Origin of the sequence: Paenibacillus dendritiformis (assembly GCF_945605565.1) — a bacterium.
Lineage (GTDB): Bacteria > Bacillota > Bacilli > Paenibacillales > Paenibacillaceae > Paenibacillus_B > Paenibacillus_B dendritiformis_A.
On sequence record NZ_OX216966.1, the window covers coordinates 2,017,637 to 2,038,536 of the forward strand.

Sequence of the window (20,900 nt, forward strand, 5' to 3'; positions counted from 1 at the left end):
GACACAGACATGAAGGAGTATGGGATGGAGATGACAGGCAGACCAACCGAACGGAACCGCGAGGAACAGCGTCCGCAGGATTCGGATCGGGAGAGAGTAGAAATCGAGCTGCTCCTGGAAGGAATTTATCGGGTCTATGGTTACGATTTTCGGGACTATGCCTTTCCTTCTCTTCAACGGCGAATCTGGCATCAAGTATATGCCGAGCAGGTGGAGACGATCTCCGAATTGCAAAGCCGCGTGCTCCATAACCGGGACAGCCTGCAGCGGCTCGTGCACAGCCTGTCCATTCCGGTGACGGAAATGTTCCGCGATCCCCAGATGTTCGGCGCCTTCCGCCGCACCGTGGTCCCTTTGCTCCGAACCTATCCGTACATCCGCATCTGGCATGCCGGCTGCTCGACGGGGGAGGAGGTCTACTCGATGGCCATCCTTCTTCACGAGGAAGGGCTGTACGAGAAGACGAGACTGTATGCGACCGACATGAATTCGCGTTCGCTGGGCATTGCCAAGGAAGGCATCTGCCCCTTGGACAAAATGAAATTGTACACCAAAAACTATATGGAAGCGGGCGGCACCCGTTCCTTCTCCGAATATTACACGGCTTCCGGAGAAGGGGTCGTCATTCATCCCTACTTGCGCAAAAACATTATTTTTGCCGAGCATAATCTGGCGACGGACCGTTCCTTCAACGAGTTCAATGTCATTCTCTGCCGCAATGTCATGATCTATTTCAACGACCCGCTGCGCAACCGGGTGCATGAGCTGTTCTACGAGAGTCTCGCCCCGCTGGGCGTGCTCATTGTCGGCGCCAAGGAATCGCTGCATTTCACGGTGCATGAATCACGCTATGAGGAGATGGACCGGAACGAGAAGATTTATCGCAAAATACGGTAGGAGGTACTACGGATGACTACCTTGGAACCGATAAATATACTGATGGTCGATGACAGACCTGAAAATCTGCTGGCGCTGGAGGCGGTCCTGTCCGAAGAAAGCTACCGGCTCGTCAAGGCGACGTCGGGCGAGGAGGCCTTGCGCCATCTGATGAAGAGCGAATTCGCGGTCATCGTCCTCGACGTTCAAATGCCCGGCATGGACGGCATCGAGACCGCCAAGTGGATTAAAGCGCGGGAAAAGACGAAAAACATCCCGATCATCTTCGTATCCGCCAACTACAAAGAGACCGAGCATCTCTTCGCCGGCTATTCGGCAGGCGGGATAGATTACATGATCAAGCCGTTCGTCCCCCATATTCTCAAATCCAAAATTCACAGCTTCGTCGGCATGTTCCTGGCGCAGAAGCGGTTGCAAGCGCAGAAGATGCTCCTTCACCAGAAGACGCAGGAGCTGGAGCGGATGAACCGCGAGCTGGCTGCGGCGAAGGAAGCCGCCGAACGCGCCGCTCTCGCCCGGACGCAGTTCCTGGCGATGATGAGCCATGAGATCCGCACCCCGATGAACGGAGTGCTCGGCATGGTCGATCTGCTGATGGATACCGAACTCACTCCCGAGCAGGGGAATTATGCCGAGATGATCCGGAAGAGCGCGGATGCGCTTATTCGGACGATCAACAACATTCTCGACTTCACGAAGATGGAGTCGGGCAAGCTGGAGCTGGACGAATTCCCGTTCAACTGCAACGCGCTCGTCTCGGAAGTGTATGAGCTGTTCACGCCCGAAGCGAGCAAGCGCGATCTGAAGCTGACATACACCATTGCGCCCGATGTGCCGAATTGTCTCTACGGCGACATGTTCCGGCTGCGGCAGATTCTCGTCAACCTGGTCGGGAACGCCGTCAAGTTCACGGACAGCGGTGAGGTCGAGATCCGCATCTCCCTTCTGCCGGAACGGCAGCGAGAAGAGGACCAGGAACGGATGAAGGTCCAATTTGAAGTGAAGGATTCGGGCGTCGGCATTCCCGAAAATAAAATGGACGGGCTGTTCCAGCCGTTCTCCCAACTGGATTCCTCGATGAACCGCAAGTACGGCGGAAGCGGGCTCGGACTGGCGATCTGCAAATCGCTCGTCCACATGATGCAGGGAGATATCCGTACCGTTCCCGTAGAGGAAGGCGCATTGTTCGTCTTCCATGTATGGCTGGGGACATGCGAGGAGCCGTAGGATTCGATTCGATGTTTCGGGCCCTCGCATTTCGGTTATTTACGTTACAGTGAGGGATTAGGTCAGAACCTAGAAGTCGTGAGTTAGGAGAGGAAGCTATGAACGGCAATAAATTCAAAGTAACGACGCAGCAAGATGAACATCAAGTGACAGTGCATTTGCAAGGGGATCTGGACTTGGCGGCCGCAGGGGAGTTCCGCAGCCTGCTGGAGCCGATTGTCAATGACCCGGCACTGGATTTGACCTTGGATCTGCAGGAGCTTACCTATATCGACAGCACCGGGATCGGGATTCTCATCTCCGTGCTGAAGCTTCGGAAGGAGCAGCAAGCGCAGTTCCGCATCGTTCATGTTCCGCAGCAGATTCAGAAGCTGTTCGATATGACGGGGATTTCGAAGTTTTTGACACCGAACGCATAAATTTAAGGGATGATGAAAGGGAATGACTTATGGCAAATGACAGAGAGCGGAAGCAAATCAAATTAATTCTGCCTGCGCAAGCGGCATATGTCGATCTGGCCCGTCTGACGCTGTACGGCATTGCAAGCCGCATCGGGTTCTCTTACGAGGATATCGAGGATATGAAGGTCGCCATCTCCGAGGCCTGTAACAACGCGGTATTATACGCTTACCGAACGACGCAGGGGATGGTCGAAATTATTTTCGAGGAGGGACCTGACGAGATCGGCATCATGGTCAAGGACGAGGGCGGCAGCTTCGATGCGGACAGCAAGACGAGCGGCTTATGCGGGTGGCATGAGAAGAGCCTGGACGAGGTAGAAGCCGGGGGGCTCGGGTTCTACCTGATGCAGGCGCTGATGGATGATGTGGAAGTGATGAGCACGGAGGGGCGAGGCACTGTTGTCAAAATGCGCAAGCGACTTTTGAAAAGCGGAGAACTGATATGAGCGCAGCCTCCCGGCATGGAACAGCCGAAGATGCGATTCAGCTCATCAGTGATTATCAGAAGACGCAGGACAACGATATCGCCACGCTCCTCATCCACAAGTATGAGCCCATGGTCAAGATGGCCGCTGGCAAAATTTCGCGCAACCGTCCCGATTTGTACGAAGACCTGATGCAGGTCGGCAATATGGCATTGATTCGTCTGCTGCAGCAATTCGACAGCTCCTTGGGCGTACCCTTCGAAGCTTATGCGATGAAGAGCATGATCGGTCATATGAAAAATTTCCTTCGGGACAAGTCGTGGTATATTCAAGTGCCGCGCCGAATCAAGGAGAAGGGAGCCCTCATTCAGCAGACGATCGACGAATTGACCGTTCAGCTGGAACGTTCGCCGAACGTGGAGGAGATTGCGGAGCGGCTCGAATTATCCGTTGAGGAGACTGTCGAAGTATTGGCCGGCCGGGAATGCTATCATTATGTGTCGCTGGACACGCCATTGTCGCAGGAAGAGAGCGCGGCGACGCTGGGGGAGCTGATCAGCTCGGACAGCGACGATTACGAAGCCGTCGAGCGCCGGATGGATCTGAGCGATGCGATGGCAGCGCTCAAAGCGGAAGAGCGGCAGGTGCTTGCCCTCGTATTCGAGGAAGGGCTGTCCCAGCGCGCGGCCGCCGAACGGCTCGGGGTATCCCAGATGAGCGTCTCGCGGATTCAACGCAGAGCAACGGACAAGCTCCGGCATATTCTATCCTCCCGCTATGACGGATAGCTGTCCTGCGCCTTATGCCGCGGACAGAACGAAGCACGCCTCCAGGGCGTGCTTCGATGGTTGCTCTTCTCGATCATTCGGGTCATCCCCATAACACTCAGTCCGTCATGGCTTGAACCTGTCTCAGCTCCGCTTCGCACGGAGCGATGGCATGGAGCAGATCCGCATCGGAAGCGGGGGGCTCCACGCCGGGAACGCTGAGCTTGCGCTCGAGCTGGGCGCACAGCTTCGACAGGATCGTCCACGCTCTTGCCTGTATCGCTTCCGGCACAGGCGCGTTGCTCGAGAAGCCCGCCAAGCCGGCTTCGACCTGCAACGCTCCGTTCGCCAGCTTGACAGCCGGAACGGTGAACATATGGCTTGCCCTTGCTGTATCAAGCGCCTCGTTCACCAGCCCCAGCACGAAGACTTCCTGCTCGCTGCACTGAATGCCGGTGAAGCCGTGCCGCAAAAATAATTTGCGCACGGCTTCGGCCTGAGCAGAGACGGGAGGTATCGGCGTCATTCCCATTCCTCCCGTCAGTTCGAGTTCAGCTGACTCGCCACTTCATCCGCCACATCGGAAGAAGCTTCCTTCAACTGCGCCGTCGCTTCGGATGCGGCGTCCTTCACGGTAGCCGCCACCTGCTGGGACGCATCCTTCATGCTGTGCACGACCGCTTCGGCCTTGCTGCCGACCGACTTGACGGCATCGGCGGTCTTCGTGCCGAGATCACAGGCGATATCCTTCGTCTTCTCGCCCACCTTCTGCGCCGTGTCGCACAGATCGGAACGCAATTCGCGGCCCGACTTCGGTGCCAGCAGCAGGGCAGCCGCCGCGCCGATAATGCCGCCGACGATGGCGCCTTTCAAAAATCCGTTGGAATTGTTATTATTTTCACTCACTATCATCATCTCCTTGTACGTCATTCGTTGCTATCTACCATACGATTACACCGATTTACCGCTTTTGAAACAGGCTGTGCCGAAATTTGATCCCCCAATTACGCACGGCGCTTGCGGCGGATCCATTGCAGCGCGTAAATGCAGGTGGTAAGCCAGACGCCTCCTGCGCAGAAGCCGGCGATCACATCCGTAGCATAATGCACGCCCAGATAAATCCGGCTCAAGCCGATGGCCAGGATGAGCAGCCCGGTCAGGACGAGAATATAGGCGGCAGGCCGCCCCCGTTCCTTGCGATGCAGCCAGAGGAGATAGCCAAGCATGCCATAGAACGCGATCGAAGCCATGGAATGGCCGCTCGGGAAGCTGTATCCGGATTCGACCACCCAGTGCTCCCATGACGGTCTGGCGCGCTGAATCAGGTTTTTGATGATCAGGTTCAGCGTGTAGCTGCCGCCAAGCGCGGCCAGCAAGCCGAGCGCATCCCAGCGCCGCTTGAATCCCCAGGCGCAAATGCCTGCGCACAGCAGCGAGATGGGGATAATGCCGTGGCTGGAAGCGAGATCGGTGAACAAGGCTACGGCCTTGGTCAGCCCCGGCGATGCGGCGAGCCGCACCGTGTCCGTGACGGCGGCGTCAAATTGTTGAAAGTTGTCCGCGAGGACTCCCCGAATCAACACAAAAAGCAGTACGATCAGAATCAGAACGGCAAGGCCGCCCCATAATAGGCTTAATGTGAACATCGCCGTTTCTTTCGGGGAGGGGGCGGCCGGTTTGTTGCTGGATTGATGATTCATCGCTGTCATGATTTCTCCTTAAGCGGCACACAGGCGGGTGAACACATGCTCTCGCCTGAGGCTGTGTGAATATAAATAGACCGAATACAGGAAAGAGCCCCATTATATGAATATCACAAAGCTTCTATCGAATGCAAATAGACCGATAGGCAGCGGCTTCGGAAAGGGATATAATTTAGGAAGTGGCTACGAGGAAAGGAAGACCGATGATGAATGAACGACTGATAGAAGAAACGCGCAACGGCTGGCTGGAATGCGAGCATCGGGGCGCGATATGCGGCATGGACGAACATGGCCGCATCCGTTATGCTGTAGGGGACACGGCCCGGCCGATGTTTCTCCGTTCGGCAGCCAAGCCGCTGCAGGCGATTCCGGTCGTGCGAAGCGGAATGCTGGATCATTTCCAGCTTGAGGATCGGGACTTGGCGCTAATGACTGCCTCGCACCGGGGAGAAGCGGCCCATGTCGATACGTTGGAGCATGTGATGGAGCATTGCGAGCTTCGCGACGAGGAGCTGATCTGCAGTCCTTCTCTGCCGCTCCATGAGGAATCAAGAGAAGCGCTGCTTCGCCAGGGCGGAGACCGGCGGCGCATGTACCACAATTGCGCGGGCAAGCATTTCGGCGTGTTGGCCTGGAGCAAGATGGCCGGCATGGACATGGCATCGTATGCCGATCCCGCGCATCCGGCCCAGCGCCAGATGAGAGACATGATCAGCTACATGTCGGAAGTGCCGCAGGAGGCGATGATTCAAGGGACGGACGGATGCGGATTCCCGGTATACGGCATTCCGCTGACCGGTCTGGCGACCGCCTACCTTAAGCTGGCCTGTCCTGATCTGATCGGAGACGCGTCCACGAGGGAAGCCGCGGCGCGCGTTCGCCGCGCGATGCAGCGCTATCCGTTCCTGGTCGGGGGCACGGACCGGGTCGACTCGCTGCTGATGGAGGATGACAACATCATCGCCAAGGGCGGGTTCAAAGGGATCTTCGCCTTCGCGCTGACCAAGGAGCGGCTCGGCTTCGCCTTCAAGATAGCCGACGGATCAGATGAAGAGTGGGCGTTGGTGACTGCCTCCATTCTGGAGCAGATCGGGTACGAGCGCCGGGAGACGGTAGAGCGTCTTCGCAGCCGGATACCGGCGGTGATTCTCAATGACAACGGCCGGCAGGTCGGGGAACGACGGACCGTCTTCGTGCTGAAGCCGGGAACGTAAGCGGCTGCAACCGAAGGCGGGAACGCAACATGGAGAGAGGCAGGGTGATGGAGATGAAGCAAGTGCTGCTGGAAGTGATAGGGACGACACGGGAAGAGGTGGTGACAGCGGCCCGGAACGGGGCGGATCGAATCGAGCTGATTACCGCCATTACCGAAGGCGGGCTGACGCCGAGCCTCGGACTTGTGTATGAGGCGGTGGAGGCGGTGGACATTCCGGTCAACGTCATGATCCGGCCGCACAGCCGATCTTTTATGTATGATGCGGATGATATGCGAACGATTGTGGCCGATGTGCGGCTCATCCGTTCTACCGGAGCGAACGCGATCGTATTCGGCGCCTTGACGCCGGAAGGAACGATAGACAAGGCAGCTCTCGAGCAGGTGCTTGAGGCCGCCGACGGCCTGCCGATGACCTTCCATCGGGCCGTGGACGAGACGAGGGACATCTATGAAGCGCTCGATGTGCTGCTCGGGTATCCTCAGATTACGAGCGTACTGACCTCGGGAGGACAGCCGAGCGCCTTGCAGGCGACCGATGTAATCGCCGAGATGGTCCGGCGCGCGGAAGGCTCCTTGCTGTCGATTCTGGCCGGCAGCGGGCTTACGGTGGAGTCGGTCGGCGGATTCATTCAGGAGACGGGCGTCCGCCATGTCCATTTCGGATCGAACGTAAGGCAGGGAACGCGGTCACTGTCGCCGATCGATCCCGAGCGGTTGTCAGGTCTGGCCGCGCTGCTTCGCACAGTATAGACGTCCAATCCCGCCCTTGACCGGCTGCCGGCTCTGCCGGCCCGGTCAAGAGCAGGAACTCAGCCCTGGCGCAGGCGGCCGAGCTCGGAGACGAGCGCTTCCATTTCGCTAATGCTGTACGATGATTTGCTCATGACGATGTCGTATACATCCTTAATATCGTCATATTGCTCCACGGAGAAGGCGGAGGGCTGCATCGCGGCTGCCGTCGCCATCTTCAGGCGCCCCTTGATCGCCTCAATCATCAATTCCACGTTCTGCTGCGTTTTTTCATTGGTAATCATGCTATTCCTCCTCGAACGGTTGTGAACAACCTGCTCGTATTGTATCACGAATGCGGTGGAAACTGAACGAACTCCCGGGATGCGCTCCCGCCAGCTGGCCTGCGGGACAGGCTTGGCATGGCAGGAAATGTGAAGTACAATAAGGCATCATGAAGATGAAAAGGAGTACGCAACCGATGCAGCTCAATTTATTTCCGCCCCTGGATCCCCGGTCCGCGGAGAGGCGGCAGAAGATGGCGGGAGCGCAGCTGTCCGGTTTTTTGCAATCGGTGGCCGCGTCGCATCCGTCCGAGCCGGTCACGTTCATCTGTATCGGAACCGACCGTTCCACGGGGGACGCGCTTGGCCCGCTGGTGGGAACCAGGCTGCGTGAGAGCGGATGGACGAATGTGATCGGCTGCCTGGACGAGCCTTGCGATTCGTCCAATCTGGAGGCGAGGCTCGCCGGATTGCCGGATAATCTCCTCACCATTGCGATCGACGCCTGCCTTGGCCATCCTTCGACGGTAGGCTATTATCTGGTCGGCAATCAGCCGCTGCTTCCCGCGGAATCGGTTGGCATGGCGCTCCCTCCCGTAGGCCGTTACAGCATCGCCGCGGTCGTCAATACGATCGGGCCGAAGCCGTACTGGACCCTGCAGACAACTTCTCTCCGCTTCGTGATGAAGATGGCGCATGAAGTGGCGGATGCCATTATGCAATCTTTTCCAGGTAATCGTAAGGAATAAAAAAGGTATTTTCCCCATATGAATGATGTCGTGGGCCTGGGGAGGCATCCCGTTCGACAGGTTCGGATACAGAATAAAGAGCCGGACCCGACATCCGACTCTTTGGCACTGATCGCGTCAACCCCTATGTTGATCCGTTCCTGGCATGAACGGATCATTTTTTATCCTGCCGGTCCGTCAGCTTAATGATGAGCTGAACGAGGCCGAGCACAAACGCACTCGTGGCGAAGAACATTTCGAACCCTTCCATGATGATCACCTCCTTTCGCGGCCGGACAACAAATACTGGAGCAGATACTGCGCCATAGAAGGTGCTGATTCAGCGGTATTCATTTTGTGTAATATTATTCTATATCTATGTAGAAAAGTCGTTTCATAGAATCCATCTGTAGGAAATTTTGAATTTTTTTTGCACTTTGTGACAAGCATTCATAATATACAACCCGCGCGCATACGATGCGCGGCGCTTACAGAAAAGAGGAGATAGCTATGCCAACGATCGCGGTTCATCCACAATTCAGCATACATATGGAGGAGCAAGGCCAGGGGCCGGCCGTCGTACTGCTGCACGGGTTCTGCGGCAGCTCGCGGTACTGGGCGGATCTGGCGCCGCTGCTGGCAGGAAGCTGCCGCGTCATTACGCCGGATCTGAGAGGCCATGGCAAATCGGATGCGCCTGTCGGTCCCTACACGATCGAACAGATGGCGGACGATGTGCTCCACTTGGCCGATACGCTCGGCCTGGACCAATTCGTGCTGCTGGGCCATTCGTTGGGAGGATATATTACGCTGTCATTCGCGCAGCGGCATGCGCACCGCTTGAAGGGATTCGGGCTGATCCACTCGACCGGGAAGCCGGACACGGAGGAGGGCAAGCAGAAGCGGCTTGCTACCGTAGAAGCGCTCCAGCGGCACGGCATCGTTCCGGTCGTGGACGATCTCGTGCCGAAGCTGTTCGCCGAGGATAGCGGCCCTGGGGAGGCTATCGACAAGGCGAAGGAGATTGGCTATTCTACGCCGCCTCAAGGGGCGATCGGCGCGGTGCTCGCGATGCGCGAACGGCCCGACCGCACGGCGGTCCTGCAGGCGACCGCGCTCCCGGTGCTGCTCGTGGCCGGGGAGAAAGATCGGATTGTCCCGCCGGACAATGTATTCACTGCGGCTGGAGACCATATCGAGCGCGTTACCCTCGAAGGGGTCGGACATATGGGCATGATGGAGGCGCCGGAGAAGCTGGCGGCCGAGATTCGTTCCTTCGCGGGCAAAGTATACGCATGACAGGCGGCCGAATGATAGACGGGCCCTTGTGAGAACGGGAGTGCTGCACCCTTGTGGACAGCACTCTTTGTGCGTTATACTGGATGTAATTTTGAGTAAATTAGACAGTTGTTAAAACGAATTCTTCTGCTACCCGATCATGATTATCACCGTATTTCTATAGGTTAGGAGCTGCACCTTATCGTCTTCGGCAGGGAGGTGGATTCATGTATAGAAAGGATTATTTGCTGCGGCTGGTGCAGGAGATGACCGACCTGATCGGCAAAGCGATGAACCTGCGGCAGCAGAAAAAACGAACCGAGCTGCTGTTCGAATGGGACGAGCTAATGCGGGAACGGTTCCGCATCAATGGCGATCTGGCCGATCGGCTGACCGGAGAGGACTTGATTCACCTGTTCCGGACCAATGGGCGGCTGCATGCCGACGAGCTTCAGGCTTTCGCGATCCTGCTCAATGAGCGGGCGAAGCTTGATCGGGAGAAAGAGCTGGCCGAACGCCATGAGATGCCCGTCAATGACGCTTCCCGATCTGGACCGGATGATGTCACCTTCGAGGACCTGTATATCCGGCGTTCCATCAAAAGCTTGCATCTGCTGCTCGAGGCCATGCTGCATGGCAGCGACCGGCGGCTGCTTCCCGTCGTGGAGACGACGGATCGCCTGCTGCGGGAGCTGAAGGGCTACCGGATGCCGGACGAGCTGCTTGAGCGCCTGTGTGGTTGGCTCGAACGGGAAGGCCGCTACGCCGAGGCCGAGGATGCGCTGTTCCGCTGGGTGCGGCAGGCCGCCGGCCACCCGGAGGAAGCGGAGCGGCGCAAGCGCCAGGGCGAACGATTCTATGAACGCCTCGCGGAATGCCCGGATGAAGCGCTGGAGCAGGGCGGCCTGCCTCGCGAAGAGCTGGCCGACGGCCGCGCTGATCTGGAGGCGATTCCATGAACCCGGCCTTGGCCGGCCTGTGCTTCAGCCGATGGTTGACCCATTCAAGCCCGTCTTCAAGACCCAATATAAGACCTAAATATGACGAGAACCTTGCCGGCCCGCAGGGTTCTTTTTCGATCCGCGCGATCGGTTCCCATGCTCACAATCATAGTTCCTAGGTCCTCTGATATAAGAAGCTCTTCACATTTACGGCTGATCCGTCGATAAAGTATAGTAGGTAATTCGGACTATGCATATTTTTGAATCTCTGGATACAGGAATTGCCGGATGCCGGCGAGGCGGCCAACGGGGCTGCCTGCGACACGGCAAGCGGACCGATATAACACCCTGGCGCGAGAGACATGAGGAGGTTTTTTTACATGGGGAATCAGGCATACACGATGGACAGCCCGGGTTTATTATCGGGAGCTTTGTTGAACTGCAGAACTGTGATCGAAGGCAGTGGCTGCGTGGCAACGGGTATGTTATCTTATATGGAAGGCGATTTGATCGAGGTTGAATTGCCTCAATTCGAACACTTCGAATTAGGGGAGCAAGTCAAAGTTACGATCTATTCCGGAATGGGCATCGTCAATTTTTTCACCAAAATCATCGCCCGGAACGAGGGCTCCCTGCTGCTCATCCATCCGCCTCAGCAGCAGCAGCGGTTTACGGATAAGCGCGAGTCCCCGCGGGTCATTATCCGCAAGCATGGCTTCATCCATTCCGAAGCCGCATCACAGGAGAACCGGAGCGCCGTTCAGAGCGGAACCCCGATACACCTGGTCGATATCAGCCTGACCGGCGTGGGCTTCACGATGAGCGAAGGAGAGCCGCTGCGCGAGGGCATGCGGGTCGAAGCGGAGCTTCAATTGGGCTTCACCTTGCCCTGCCGCCTCAAGATTATGCACCGCTCCCGCCATTCCGAAGGGATGCTGTACGGAGCCAGCCTGGAAGGCCTCGACGAAGCCTCCATCCGTTCCCTGCGCGCCTTCATCCTGCGCGAACAGATCACGGCTTATGTGGATAAGAAGCAGAATATATAGATAACATGTCGGCACTATATCCCTTTTCGAAGAAAGGAGAAGCAATTTTGAAAATATCATCCTTACGGTATTTCCTAACTTGCTGCGGACTAGCTGTATTCGGCGTCATGTTATTTCTTCTTCCAGGAACTGCAGAAGCCGGAACGGTATTTCCGCAGAAGCAGATCGATTCCTACGATGTAGAATTGAAGGAGGATCCGACATATGTTCCGACTCCGCTGAGCGTCACGGAAGCAACCTACACCCAGACCGTCAACCTCGACCCGGCGGTGGCGGAAGTCACGGTGGATCCGGTTCTGGGCCAATATGCGATTACAGGCAAAACCTACGGCACGACCACCGTCGAATACAAATGGACCACCGCCCAAAATGTCGAGCTCGTACATAAGTTCACGGTTACGGTCGATTCCGGCGGGATAGCGCCGCGTGTGAACATTAACGCTCAAGACGATATTTATTTTCCCTTATCCAGGAGCACTACACATGATATAAAATTAAATAGTATTTTCTCAGGGAATATTAACTGGGTTTTAAATTCATTTGAGTATACGGATACAAATAATCTGTTTCGTCGTGGCTACAACTTTAATGATCCCAACAATTGTTCTTATACGTTAATATACGATGACCGTACAGGTGACACGAGAATAGAGCTCAAAGTGAAGGATCTGAATGGTTATTATGCTTCCTACTTCTTCGACGTCTCAACCAACTGGGATCCCGTCTTTCAGCCGCAGCCGGACCGGACCCTAGTTCAGGGCAAGGAGTACACCTTCAATCTGAACGAAATGAAGGTCTTTACGGATGCGGATGATGACAAACTGAACTACACTATAGATCCGGTTACTGGAGTGACGGCATCCATTAATGAGGATACGTTGACGGTTACGTCAAATATCGAGCAAGAGTTCGCGCTGACGATCCGGGCCGATGACGGCCGGAACGGGAAGGCTGCCGGCGTGTTACATTTCAAGGCTTGGCGCTCCGAGGAGGTTGGCATTGCAGGGACCTATCCGGAGACGCACAACACGATCCGCTTTACCCAGGTCGCCCAAGGGAAGTATGTGCTCGCTCCTCTCAAAAAAACTACGATGCCTGGAGAGACGGAGCTGCTGGGGTGGGTAGATGAAGGTGAAGCGCGGGCTGCGGATTCAGACGGGGATCTTGAATTTGCTATCGATGAAGTCAATGAGCCGAACCAAAAGCTTCCAGCCTTGCAAGCAGGCACTTACGGACTTTATTATTTATATGACTCTTCCAATATTACGCTCGACAGAGTCGTGCATCTTATCGGCATCGATGTGGTGCGGAGCCAGTTGGAGGAAATCGACCGTGACCATGAAAATAACGGGCTGGATATTATGGATGCGCATCGATGGTTAATGATGTACAATAACACGTATTTTAATGCGAAAGTCGTCCTGTCGCTGCTTCCATCTTAACGGCAGACAAGCACGTCAGAATCATACAGGCTAACCTTAGGGTTGGCCTTTTGCTATTAAGAGAACAATATTAAAGATATATAGAGTGATAGGTGGAGAAGAAGGCATGAATGAGAAAAGCGAACGAAACGGAGGATGGACCGCGGCGGCTGCCGGGGTGGCGGCAGGCATCCTGCTGCTCACGCTGTGGTTGAACGGCCTGTTCTACAACGGAGATACGGTTGTGCTCTCCGTTCTGATGTGTGCGGCGGCTATCGCGCTCCTTCTGATCAGGCGCGCAGTTCTATCCCCTGCCATTCTGCTGCCGCTCGTTCTCCTGGCCGCCTATGGCATCGTCCGCTTCCTCGATCCGGCGAGCGTGCACGGCACCCACATGCAGATAATCCGCTATGCGATGTACACCGGGTGGACGGTGGCGATATCCGCGTTTTTTTGCGGGCGCAGCTCTGACTCGGCGTGGAAAAAAGGACTGCAAGCGCTCCTCGTCGTTGGCGCCATCAACAGCCTGAGCGCGCTCCTGATGCTGGGCGGATGGCTTCCTTATGAAGCCGGTGTCATGACAAGCGAGAACGTCGAAATCTCCGCCTGGGGATTCCGCCTGGGCGGCTTCCTGCAATATCCGAACACCCTCGGAGCGGTAACGGGCGCTTTTCTGCTCCTTCAGCTTTATCTTGTCCAGACCGCTTCCGGCTTCCGGGCGCGTATGGCAGCGATGCTGCCCGTCCTTCCTCACATGGCCGTCCTGATGCTGACGGAGTCCCGGGGCTCGTGGCTGGTCGTCGCGTTTGTATGGACTGTCGGGCTGTTGTTTTTGCATAAAAAACGGCGCGCTTATATCTTGTTAACCGCCCGCTCGGCAGCCTGGGGATTCGTCGGGGCCGCGAGCGCCGCTTCCTTGTGGCCGGAGCATCGCGATATGATTCCGTTAGCCGTGGCGGCGGCCTGGGCCGGATCAATAGGGGGAGAAGCGCTGCTTCACCGTCTGCGGCATTCCCGCCGGCTCGGAATCGTATGCTCGTTCTTGATTGCGGCGGCACCTGCTGTGCTTGGTCTGCTGCTGATGCCGCAGGGGGCATCCGAGCGCCTAACGGATCATTATGCGACCGCAGGCGCGCGGACGCAGTTCTACCGCGATGCGCTGATCTTGTGGCGGGAGCATCCGTGGTTCGGCGCTGGCGGAGATGCTTGGCGGCAGCAGTTCGCGCGCATTCAGAGCGAGCCCTATGTCGGCAAAGAAGTCCACAGCAGCTTCTTCGATCTGCTCCTCGACGTCGGCGTCATCGGAACGGCGCCCGCGCTCATGCTGGCCGCGGCGGCGCTTTATACTGCTTGGCGCCGTCACCAAGGGCTGGCCATGGCCGCGGCCGTGCTCCTGCTGCATAGCGCAGTCGACTTCGACATGGCCTTCGGCTTCTTCGCGCTGCTGCTCCTTGCCTTGCTGGCGCTTGCAGCAGGCGCCGGCGAGCCGGGCCATGGAAGGCCGCTCCTGCGCATCGGCCGCACGGCGTCGCTTCTGCTGGCGCTGCCGCTGGGCGCCGCAGGCTTGCTGGCGGCTGTGCACGCCGCAGCCCAGCCGCTCGCGGACGCCGACGGCATGCTGGCGCTGAAGCTGACGCCAGCCGACACCGGGCTTCGCATCGCGGTGTCGCGGGCCTTGCCGCCGGAAGAGGCCGTCGCCCTGCTCGCGGAAGGCGGCCGCTATGAACGGAGCGGCTTCGCGCTCTACCGCGAGCTTGCCTTGGCCAGCAGCGGCCTCGGCCGGGCGGCGGAGGAGGCCGGCTATTGGCGGGAGGCCATCGCCTGCGCCCCGTTCGACCGCGACCTGCGAACGGAAGCGATTGAGCGGCTGGCCGAGCAGGCCCGCCACGCCGCAATTGCCGGCGCCCGCGACAAGGCCAAAATATTGGCGGCGGCTGCCGAAGACATGTACCATCGCTATGAAGCCGAGGTACAGCGCGTTGCATCGATGCCGAATGCCGCCAATGACAAGCATTTTGCGATGACCGAGGAGGCCAGGCGCGCGTACATGGCCATCGTGCCTCTGCTCGGCTTCAACAGCGACCGGCGATAATCCCGCCTGCAAGCGCAGGAGGGGATTATCGGCCGGTCGTTTTTTTTGGCATGGGACGAAATATGTCCGGTAAAGCCCTTTGATCCACTCTCCCGTGTACCCAGAACTTGAAAATGTTGAATGACGAACGCGCTATCCTGATTACTTAATATTTCCTTATTGATATATACGTTTTCTTAACTATTTTTAATAGAATGTTTTGTTGGTTTTTTCCAATCTATTCGTTAGGGTTATAGGGTGAGCATATATGACAGAAATGACATGGGAGGTTTTATCATGAGCTTGAAAAAAGCTATCGTCGCAACTTTGATTGGATCCGGCATACTGGCCGCATTGACAGGCCCGATTCCTGCAGGCGCGAAGGCAGCGCAGGAGAAGCGGCAAGAGCAGCAGCAAGCGGATCGCTGGACGGTTCAAGTGGATCCGAAATTTACTGAAAAGTTGAATAAAGCGGTAAAGTTATTTGCCGGGAAAGACGTTGAATTGCAGAAGGCAGGCAAGCTTGTCATTTATTCGGCTTATGTCGCAGAAGTGCGATCTGTAGATGGGAAATATTTTGCGCAATATGACATCGATACAGGGACTATCTGGACCGTAGGCGGCCAAACCGCCACGCTTGACCAGATCAGCAAGCAGGATCAAGAAGAGGTTCTGAAGGCGTTGAAAGGAATATATGCGAAGAAGGACTACGTATTTGATAATGAAGTTGAGGTGACTCACCAGTATACGGATGAGAAGGCAGAGGTGAGAGATGAGAGAACGTATCGCTTGCGAGGAAAAGATTTCTCTGCTGATCTAAACAAAGATTGGGTTATTGGGGGAGATCACCTCATCTCTATAGAGATTTATTTCGATAAGCAAGAGCTTGATCCGAAATTGTTGAAAGCGGCGACAGATGCCGCTAAAACGGCTTTTGCCCATAATTTTGAAATGGAGAGGGGTCACCTTACGGCTTATTTTAGTCCACATCAGTCGAAAAAAGGTCAAAAACCAGAATTAAAGTGGGTGCTTCGGGACGACAAGGTTACGATTTACGCGGATCCCAAGTCAGGAAAAATAAATAGCGTAATCAATGAGCTCGGAATAAAAGTACGGGATAATAAAGGAATTTCAGAAAAAGAGGCAAAAGAAGCGGTTGCTCCGTTAGCAAAGAAATTGTTCAACATCGATCTTAATGGATATAACGTAAAATGGGATAACCTGGAAAAGGACTATTACTTCACCAAAAAGAATGGCACGAGTGTGAGGGCGGCATTGGATGCCAAGAAAAAAGCGGTCTACCTGAAAGCGGGGAGCGCTGCGGCTCGCGGGGCCTAAGAAGTCAGCGGCGACTACGGCGCGAATCTTAAGTATTTAAGTCTGTTTACAGTTTGAAGTGATGAATGAGATATTTCGAAGAGGAGGATTTTATCATGAACTTGAAAAAAACTATCGTCGCAACCTTGATCGCATCCGGCATGCTGGCCGCATTGACAGGCCCGATACCTGCGGGCGCGGAGGCAGCGCAGGAGACACAGCAAGAGCAGCAATCGGACAGTAAGAAGGTTCCCATCGACAAGAAGCTGCTTCCCAAGCTGCAAAAAGCGGTAAAACAATTCGCGGGAAAAGAGATAAAGCTGCAGGATGTTGGAGAGTTTGATAATGAAGCAAGAACGGTGGTAGAAGTCAAATCTGAAGACGGAAACTATCGAGCTTACTTCGAACATAAATCAGGAAGAATATGGAGTGTAAGCGGAAATACGACAATCGATAAAATCGGCAAAAAGGATCAAGATGAAATCCTGAAAACATTGAAAGGGATGCATTCAAAGAAGACATACGCATTTGACAAAGAAGTGGTCATGTTCGCGGGCTATGATGATAAAAAAGAAAAGCTTACAGAGCATATCACATATCAGTTGAGAGGGAAAGACTTTACTGTAAGTCTGGGTAGCGATTCTGGGGGGCTGCAAAAAGAGCGTTTCGATATCAATATCAAATTTGAAAAGAAGGAACTTGATTCGAAATTATTGAAAACGGCGGCTGAAGCGGTGAAGACGGCTTTAGAGCATGAATTCGACGTGACGGAGGCAGCTCTCGTATATACCGGGGCTAGAGGGAATTCATGGGTCCTTGAGGACGACAATGCTATGGTTTATGTAGAAGCAAAGACCGGAAAGGCAACCAACTTTTTTCATCATGCCCGCAAACAAGTCACGACAAATAAAGTGATTACGGAAAAAGAGGCCAAAGAAAAGGTCGCTCCGATTGCCAAGAAATTATTCAATATCGACATTTCCAAATCTGAAGTGAAATGGGACAGCTTATATAAAGATTACTGCTTCTTCATCGAAAATAAAGGCACCGTGGTGAGAGCGGCATTGGATGCCGACAAAAACGTGGTGTATCTTAAATCCGGGGACAATGCGGCTCACGGGGGAGACGGCGTTTGATATCTATGCATGCATGGAATTGACCCTTAAAAGACAATTGGCGGCTTCCAATATATAAATACCCACCAAAAAACCGGGGGCGGCGCCTCCGGTTTTTTCGTGTCAGTATTGGCGGTCGTAATCGACGAGATTGCGGGCGGGGGAGCCCGTGTCGAGGTAGGCCGCCAGATTCTCGAGGAATAACGCCGTGACTTTTTCCTTCAGACGGTCGGTATTCCCTCCGGTATGGGGCGTGATGATCACGTTGTCCATCGCCCAGAGGGGATGATCTTCCGGAAGCGGTTCGGTCTCGAACACGTCCAGGCCTGCGCCGGCCAGATGGCCCTTCGTCAGGGCCTGGACGAGCGCATCGGTGCGAACCGACGCGCCGCGTCCGACATTCACGAAGAAGGCGCCTCGCTTCATGGCGGCAAAGCGGACTTCGTCGAACAAGCCGTCCGTCTCCGTGGTTTTCGGGAGCACGTTGACGATGACGTCGCTGGCGGCAAGCGCCTCGTCCAGCTTGTCCAGCGTATGGACGGCATCGACATGGTCCGCCGGGCGAGCAGTTCGGCGCACGCCGATGACGCGCATGCCGAAGGCTTGGGCCAGGCGGGCGATCTCGGTGCCGATGCTGCCGAGTCCGATAACGGCCATCGTGCGGCCGTTCAGCTCGGTGAAGCGGCCTGCCTTATCCCAATGGCGGCGCGTTTGATTGCGAATCGCGCGCGGGAGCTCGCGCGTGAAGGCGAGCAGCATGGCGAACACTGTCTCGGCCATCGGGACGGGATGGACCCCGCTCGCGGTGGTCAGCATAACCTCCCGCTGCTTCAGCTTCTCGAACGGCATATAATCGGCTCCGGATGACCATAATTGGATCCAACGAAGCTTGCTTCCGGGCGCCAATCCTGTCTCTTGGGCGGCATCGCACCAGCCGAGTATCACTTCGGCATCGCCGAATTCGGCCGGATCCAGATCCTTCGGACGGCCGAAGATTATATGCCAATCCGGCGCCGCTTCCCGGATACTGGCTTCCTGCTCAGGCGCCAGTCCGTGCAGACATATCATTTTACGCACAGCTTGTCCTCCTTTATCGCATGTCTTTTCTACAAAAGATTCCCCGCTTCGAGGCGGATTTCCTCTTTTACCGGAAATAAGCTACTATATATCGTATAACGGCTATGGAAACCATAGCATTTACATAGGTTATACTCCATACGAGCAAGGAGGCCCGCGATATGAACATCGGAATTCTTGATCAATCCCCCATACTGCCAGGCGAGAATGCGACAGACGCATTCCGGCACACGCTGGAGCTGGCAGCGCATGCCGAACGGCTTGGCTTCAGCCGATATTGGGTGTCGGAGCATCACGATGCAACCGGGCTGGCCGGTTCCTCGCCGGAAGTGCTGATTGCCTCGATTGCGGCCCATACGAAGCGGATTCGGGTCGGCTCCGGCGGCGTCCTGCTTCCGCATTACAGTCCGTACAAGGTGGCGGAGAATTTCCACGTGCTGGCATCGCTCTATCCCGGGCGGATTGATCTCGGCATCGGGCGCGCTCCGGGGGGAATGCCGCTCGCGACGCGGGCCCTCCGCTATGGCCGGCCTGCCGATTATGAGACCACCTTCGACAGGGCGCTCTCGGATCTTGGCGGCTTCCTGAAGCATGACCTTCCTGCAGAGCATCCGCTCCACGGTCTGAAGGCGACGCCGATCCCCGAGCAGCCGCCGGAAGTATGGCTGCTCGGATCGAGCGGTTACAGCGGAAGGAAGGCGGCGGAGACGGGGGCTTCATTCTCGTTCGCCCACTTCATTAACGGGGAAGGCGGAGAAGAGGTCGTCCGCGCTTATTATGATGCGTTCCGTCCCGGGCCGCTTGGCGACAAGCCGCGAGCGAACGCCTGCATCATCGTCATCTGCGCCGATACGGATGAGGAGGCGGAGCGGCTGGCATCCTCCGTCGATTTGCGGCTGCTGCTGCTCGACCGGGGGGATTCGAGGGCGACGTTCGTTTCTCCGGAGGAAGCGGCAGACTTTCCCTACACGGAGTGGGATCGCGAGCGCATCCGGTACAATCGCGGCCGGATGATTGTCGGCGGACCGGGTAAGGTGAAGCGGGACTTGGAGGCATTTGCGGAGCGGTACGGCATTGACGAGGTGATCGCGATGACGGTGACGTATGACTTCGCGGCGCGGCTCCGATCGTACGAGCTGATTGGGGAGATGTTCTGACGCGCATAGGGAACAAGCCGGTTCGCATCGGGCGGCCGGCTGTTCGAGCTGCCTATCCGCCGAAGGCTTGGCGGAAGCAGGCGGAGAGCTTCTTCGCATCGACCTCCCATAGGGCGGCGAGCTCCTCGCATACGGCTTCGTCCCACCAGTCTGACAGCTTCTTGCGGTTGGCGTGATTCTCGTGAATCCATATCAGATTGCCAATCACTTTGCGATAATAGAGCTCTTCGCCTTCCTTCCGTTTGTCGTCGGGAATCCAGACATTCATGCGCTTGATCGTGCGGTACAGCTCATTGCTGCAAGCCCGGCGGATGCCCCGGGCGGTAGGCAGGGCAGCGGTGTGGCGCTGTCTCGGTGTCTTCATGGCCGTTGGCCCCTTTCCTGCAGGTTGTGTTATACCATATGCAGGATGGTGGCCCGATGCCAGAAAGACCTCGCGCGGCTAATCGACGACGATGTACCCGATCATCGGACCATTGCTGGCCGCATCGGCATGCGTCGTGCAGACGATGCGGTAAATCCCTTCCTTCGCGGTGAAGCGGATGATCGTTTCCTTGTTTTTTTCGATGGTGCCGGAGATATCGAGCCCTTCAATCACGAAATCATGGCGGTGCCCGTTCACGCCCCGGATGCGCAGCTCGACGCGCTCGCCTTCGTTCGCGTTCACCGTGCCGGGGGCGAATTGATACGCTTCGATCTCGGTTCCGTCTTCAAGGGTGGACTTGAATTCGCCCGTCACCATATGCAGGATGCGGGTCTCTTGGGGGGCGGCTTGCGCGGCCTGCTCTATCCGCATCGATTCGTACCGCCAGAAGGCGGCGCCGACCATGATAGCGGCGATAGCGATCAAGCCGATGCGCCATTGCTTGGGGGTAATGACCCAGAAATTAGCCATAGATGTGAACCTCCTCGACATGTATTCGGAAAGCTTGGAGTTCAGGAGCTTTTTGTAAGGGAGCGAAAATGGCCATGCAGTCCAGCTAGTCCATATGTATGCCGGAGAGGGCGGTAACATGAGCCCTGCCGGTCGATTGCGTTAG

Annotated in this window: 22 protein-coding genes and 1 pseudogene; 16 read left to right on the forward strand and 7 right to left on the reverse strand. The window is 56.2% G+C overall.

The annotated features are described in order from the left end of the window. Nucleotides 1-30 precede the first annotated feature (30 nt). From NNL35_RS08640 to NNL35_RS08660, 5 genes and pseudogenes are all read left to right on the forward strand, one after another. Nucleotides 31-897, forward strand: a complete 867-nt coding sequence (locus NNL35_RS08640) for a CheR family methyltransferase (protein WP_040731425.1) — start codon at nt 31-33, stop codon at nt 895-897. A 12-nt stretch (nt 898-909) separates the two neighbouring features. Further along, nucleotides 910-2,118, forward strand: a pseudogene (locus tag NNL35_RS08645) (response regulator); the annotation flags it as partial. A 104-nt stretch (nt 2,119-2,222) separates the two neighbouring features. After that, complete coding sequence (locus tag NNL35_RS08650; protein WP_006677144.1) at nt 2,223-2,543, forward strand: STAS domain-containing protein; 321 nt, start codon at nt 2,223-2,225, stop codon at nt 2,541-2,543. 29 nt (nt 2,544-2,572) lie between these two features. Further along, nucleotides 2,573-3,031, forward strand: coding sequence for an anti-sigma B factor RsbW (rsbW, locus tag NNL35_RS08655; protein WP_006677143.1), 459 nt, complete (start codon nt 2,573-2,575; stop codon nt 3,029-3,031). After that, a complete protein-coding gene (locus NNL35_RS08660) occupies nt 3,028-3,798 on the forward strand; it encodes a sigma-70 family RNA polymerase sigma factor (RefSeq protein ID WP_006677142.1) in 771 nt (256 codons plus the stop codon). The genes rsbW and NNL35_RS08660 overlap by 4 nt, the downstream gene beginning before the upstream one ends. Before the next feature lie 97 nt (nt 3,799-3,895). On the opposite strand, the gene NNL35_RS08665 is transcribed toward NNL35_RS08660, so the two are convergent. The 3 genes from NNL35_RS08665 to NNL35_RS08675 form a co-directional block, all read right to left on the reverse strand. Then, nucleotides 3,896-4,303, reverse strand: coding sequence for a hypothetical protein (locus tag NNL35_RS08665; RefSeq protein ID WP_006677141.1), 408 nt, complete (start codon nt 4,301-4,303; stop codon nt 3,896-3,898). Between the two features lie 14 nt (nt 4,304-4,317). Then, nucleotides 4,318-4,689, reverse strand: a complete 372-nt coding sequence (locus NNL35_RS08670) for a YtxH domain-containing protein (RefSeq protein WP_238535343.1) — start codon at nt 4,687-4,689, stop codon at nt 4,318-4,320. A 92-nt stretch (nt 4,690-4,781) separates the two neighbouring features. Beyond that, nucleotides 4,782-5,486, reverse strand: coding sequence for a phosphatase PAP2 family protein (locus tag NNL35_RS08675; RefSeq protein ID WP_100226344.1), 705 nt, complete (start codon nt 5,484-5,486; stop codon nt 4,782-4,784). Between the two features lie 197 nt (nt 5,487-5,683). Between NNL35_RS08675 and NNL35_RS08680 the strand changes: the two genes are divergently transcribed. Next, nucleotides 5,684-6,694, forward strand: a complete 1,011-nt coding sequence (locus tag NNL35_RS08680) for an asparaginase (RefSeq protein ID WP_006677138.1) — start codon at nt 5,684-5,686, stop codon at nt 6,692-6,694. 29 nt (nt 6,695-6,723) lie between these two features. Then, entirely contained in the window at nt 6,724-7,446 is a 723-nt protein-coding gene (locus NNL35_RS08685) for a copper homeostasis protein CutC (RefSeq protein ID WP_238535341.1), read from the forward strand. Nucleotides 7,447-7,505: 59 nt separating this feature from the next. Here the strand turns inward: NNL35_RS08685 and NNL35_RS08690 are convergent, their stop codons facing one another. Next, complete coding sequence (locus NNL35_RS08690; RefSeq protein WP_006677136.1) at nt 7,506-7,730, reverse strand: DUF1128 domain-containing protein; 225 nt, start codon at nt 7,728-7,730, stop codon at nt 7,506-7,508. Between the two features lie 176 nt (nt 7,731-7,906). Here NNL35_RS08690 and yyaC point away from each other — a divergent pair, with 176 nt between their 5' ends. The 8 genes from yyaC (at nt 7,907) to NNL35_RS08730 (ending at nt 17,647) form a co-directional block, all read left to right on the forward strand. Then, nucleotides 7,907-8,458: a spore protease YyaC gene (yyaC, locus tag NNL35_RS08695; RefSeq protein ID WP_006677135.1), complete on the forward strand. Its 552-nt coding sequence runs from the start codon at nt 7,907-7,909 to the stop codon at nt 8,456-8,458. A 489-nt stretch (nt 8,459-8,947) separates the two neighbouring features. Continuing rightward, on the forward strand, nt 8,948-9,736 hold the full coding sequence (locus tag NNL35_RS08700) for an alpha/beta fold hydrolase (protein ID WP_006677134.1): 789 nt from the start codon (nt 8,948-8,950) through the stop codon (nt 9,734-9,736). 206 nt (nt 9,737-9,942) lie between these two features. Continuing rightward, entirely contained in the window at nt 9,943-10,674 is a 732-nt protein-coding gene (locus NNL35_RS08705) for a DUF6483 family protein (protein WP_006677133.1), read from the forward strand. A gap of 362 nt (nt 10,675-11,036) precedes the next feature. Further along, nucleotides 11,037-11,702, forward strand: coding sequence for a PilZ domain-containing protein (locus tag NNL35_RS08710; RefSeq protein WP_006677132.1), 666 nt, complete (start codon nt 11,037-11,039; stop codon nt 11,700-11,702). A gap of 107 nt (nt 11,703-11,809) precedes the next feature. Beyond that, complete coding sequence (locus NNL35_RS08715; protein WP_006677131.1) at nt 11,810-13,144, forward strand: hypothetical protein; 1,335 nt, start codon at nt 11,810-11,812, stop codon at nt 13,142-13,144. A gap of 106 nt (nt 13,145-13,250) precedes the next feature. Further along, nucleotides 13,251-15,215, forward strand: coding sequence for an O-antigen ligase family protein (locus tag NNL35_RS08720; RefSeq protein WP_006677130.1), 1,965 nt, complete (start codon nt 13,251-13,253; stop codon nt 15,213-15,215). A gap of 276 nt (nt 15,216-15,491) precedes the next feature. Beyond that, the gene (locus NNL35_RS08725) at nt 15,492-16,532 is read left to right on the forward strand and encodes a hypothetical protein (RefSeq protein ID WP_006677129.1); all 1,041 of its coding nucleotides are present in this window, start codon (nt 15,492-15,494) and stop codon (nt 16,530-16,532) included. Nucleotides 16,533-16,627: 95 nt separating this feature from the next. After that, the gene (locus NNL35_RS08730) at nt 16,628-17,647 is read left to right on the forward strand and encodes a hypothetical protein (protein ID WP_006677128.1); all 1,020 of its coding nucleotides are present in this window, start codon (nt 16,628-16,630) and stop codon (nt 17,645-17,647) included. 102 nt (nt 17,648-17,749) lie between these two features. Here NNL35_RS08730 and NNL35_RS08735 read toward each other — a convergent pair whose 3' ends face one another. Then, the gene (locus NNL35_RS08735; RefSeq protein ID WP_006677127.1) at nt 17,750-18,694 is read right to left on the reverse strand and encodes a D-2-hydroxyacid dehydrogenase; all 945 of its coding nucleotides are present in this window, start codon (nt 18,692-18,694) and stop codon (nt 17,750-17,752) included. Between the two features lie 170 nt (nt 18,695-18,864). Between NNL35_RS08735 and NNL35_RS08740 the strand changes: the two genes are divergently transcribed. After that, a complete protein-coding gene (locus tag NNL35_RS08740; protein WP_006677126.1) occupies nt 18,865-19,860 on the forward strand; it encodes an LLM class flavin-dependent oxidoreductase in 996 nt (331 codons plus the stop codon). 52 nt (nt 19,861-19,912) lie between these two features. On the opposite strand, the gene NNL35_RS08745 is transcribed toward NNL35_RS08740, so the two are convergent. Both NNL35_RS08745 and NNL35_RS08750 read right to left on the reverse strand, forming a co-directional pair. Further along, nucleotides 19,913-20,224, reverse strand: coding sequence for a hypothetical protein (locus tag NNL35_RS08745; protein WP_006677125.1), 312 nt, complete (start codon nt 20,222-20,224; stop codon nt 19,913-19,915). A 78-nt stretch (nt 20,225-20,302) separates the two neighbouring features. Further along, nucleotides 20,303-20,755: a cupredoxin domain-containing protein gene (locus NNL35_RS08750; protein WP_006677124.1), complete on the reverse strand. Its 453-nt coding sequence runs from the start codon at nt 20,753-20,755 to the stop codon at nt 20,303-20,305. Nucleotides 20,756-20,900: the final 145 nt, after the last annotated feature.

What these genes read in the sequence shown, in the direction of transcription:
- NNL35_RS08730 (WP_006677128.1), top strand. Translation starts at nt 16,628, where the DNA reads ATGAACTTGAAAAAAACTATCGTCGCAACCTTGATCGCATCCGGCATG.
- rsbW (WP_006677143.1), top strand. Translation starts at nt 2,573, where the DNA reads ATGGCAAATGACAGAGAGCGGAAGCAAATCAAATTAATTCTGCCTGCG.
- NNL35_RS08680 (WP_006677138.1), top strand. Translation starts at nt 5,684, where the DNA reads ATGATGAATGAACGACTGATAGAAGAAACGCGCAACGGCTGGCTGGAA.
- NNL35_RS08705 (WP_006677133.1), top strand. Translation starts at nt 9,943, where the DNA reads ATGTATAGAAAGGATTATTTGCTGCGGCTGGTGCAGGAGATGACCGAC.
- NNL35_RS08670 (WP_238535343.1), bottom strand. Translation starts at nt 4,689, where the DNA reads ATGATAGTGAGTGAAAATAATAACAATTCCAACGGATTTTTGAAAGGC.
- NNL35_RS08690 (WP_006677136.1), bottom strand. Translation starts at nt 7,730, where the DNA reads ATGATTACCAATGAAAAAACGCAGCAGAACGTGGAATTGATGATTGAG.
- NNL35_RS08735 (WP_006677127.1), bottom strand. Translation starts at nt 18,694, where the DNA reads ATGATATGTCTGCACGGACTGGCGCCTGAGCAGGAAGCCAGTATCCGG.
- NNL35_RS08740 (WP_006677126.1), top strand. Translation starts at nt 18,865, where the DNA reads ATGAACATCGGAATTCTTGATCAATCCCCCATACTGCCAGGCGAGAAT.
- NNL35_RS08700 (WP_006677134.1), top strand. Translation starts at nt 8,948, where the DNA reads ATGCCAACGATCGCGGTTCATCCACAATTCAGCATACATATGGAGGAG.
- NNL35_RS08665 (WP_006677141.1), bottom strand. Translation starts at nt 4,303, where the DNA reads ATGACGCCGATACCTCCCGTCTCTGCTCAGGCCGAAGCCGTGCGCAAA.
- yyaC (WP_006677135.1), top strand. Translation starts at nt 7,907, where the DNA reads ATGCAGCTCAATTTATTTCCGCCCCTGGATCCCCGGTCCGCGGAGAGG.
- NNL35_RS08685 (WP_238535341.1), top strand. Translation starts at nt 6,724, where the DNA reads ATGGAGAGAGGCAGGGTGATGGAGATGAAGCAAGTGCTGCTGGAAGTG.
- NNL35_RS08745 (WP_006677125.1), bottom strand. Translation starts at nt 20,224, where the DNA reads ATGAAGACACCGAGACAGCGCCACACCGCTGCCCTGCCTACCGCCCGG.
- NNL35_RS08720 (WP_006677130.1), top strand. Translation starts at nt 13,251, where the DNA reads ATGAATGAGAAAAGCGAACGAAACGGAGGATGGACCGCGGCGGCTGCC.
- NNL35_RS08650 (WP_006677144.1), top strand. Translation starts at nt 2,223, where the DNA reads ATGAACGGCAATAAATTCAAAGTAACGACGCAGCAAGATGAACATCAA.
- NNL35_RS08660 (WP_006677142.1), top strand. Translation starts at nt 3,028, where the DNA reads ATGAGCGCAGCCTCCCGGCATGGAACAGCCGAAGATGCGATTCAGCTC.
- NNL35_RS08710 (WP_006677132.1), top strand. Translation starts at nt 11,037, where the DNA reads ATGGGGAATCAGGCATACACGATGGACAGCCCGGGTTTATTATCGGGA.
- NNL35_RS08750 (WP_006677124.1), bottom strand. Translation starts at nt 20,755, where the DNA reads ATGGCTAATTTCTGGGTCATTACCCCCAAGCAATGGCGCATCGGCTTG.
- NNL35_RS08675 (WP_100226344.1), bottom strand. Translation starts at nt 5,486, where the DNA reads ATGACAGCGATGAATCATCAATCCAGCAACAAACCGGCCGCCCCCTCC.
- NNL35_RS08715 (WP_006677131.1), top strand. Translation starts at nt 11,810, where the DNA reads ATGTTATTTCTTCTTCCAGGAACTGCAGAAGCCGGAACGGTATTTCCG.
- NNL35_RS08725 (WP_006677129.1), top strand. Translation starts at nt 15,492, where the DNA reads ATGAGCTTGAAAAAAGCTATCGTCGCAACTTTGATTGGATCCGGCATA.
- NNL35_RS08640 (WP_040731425.1), top strand. Translation starts at nt 31, where the DNA reads ATGACAGGCAGACCAACCGAACGGAACCGCGAGGAACAGCGTCCGCAG.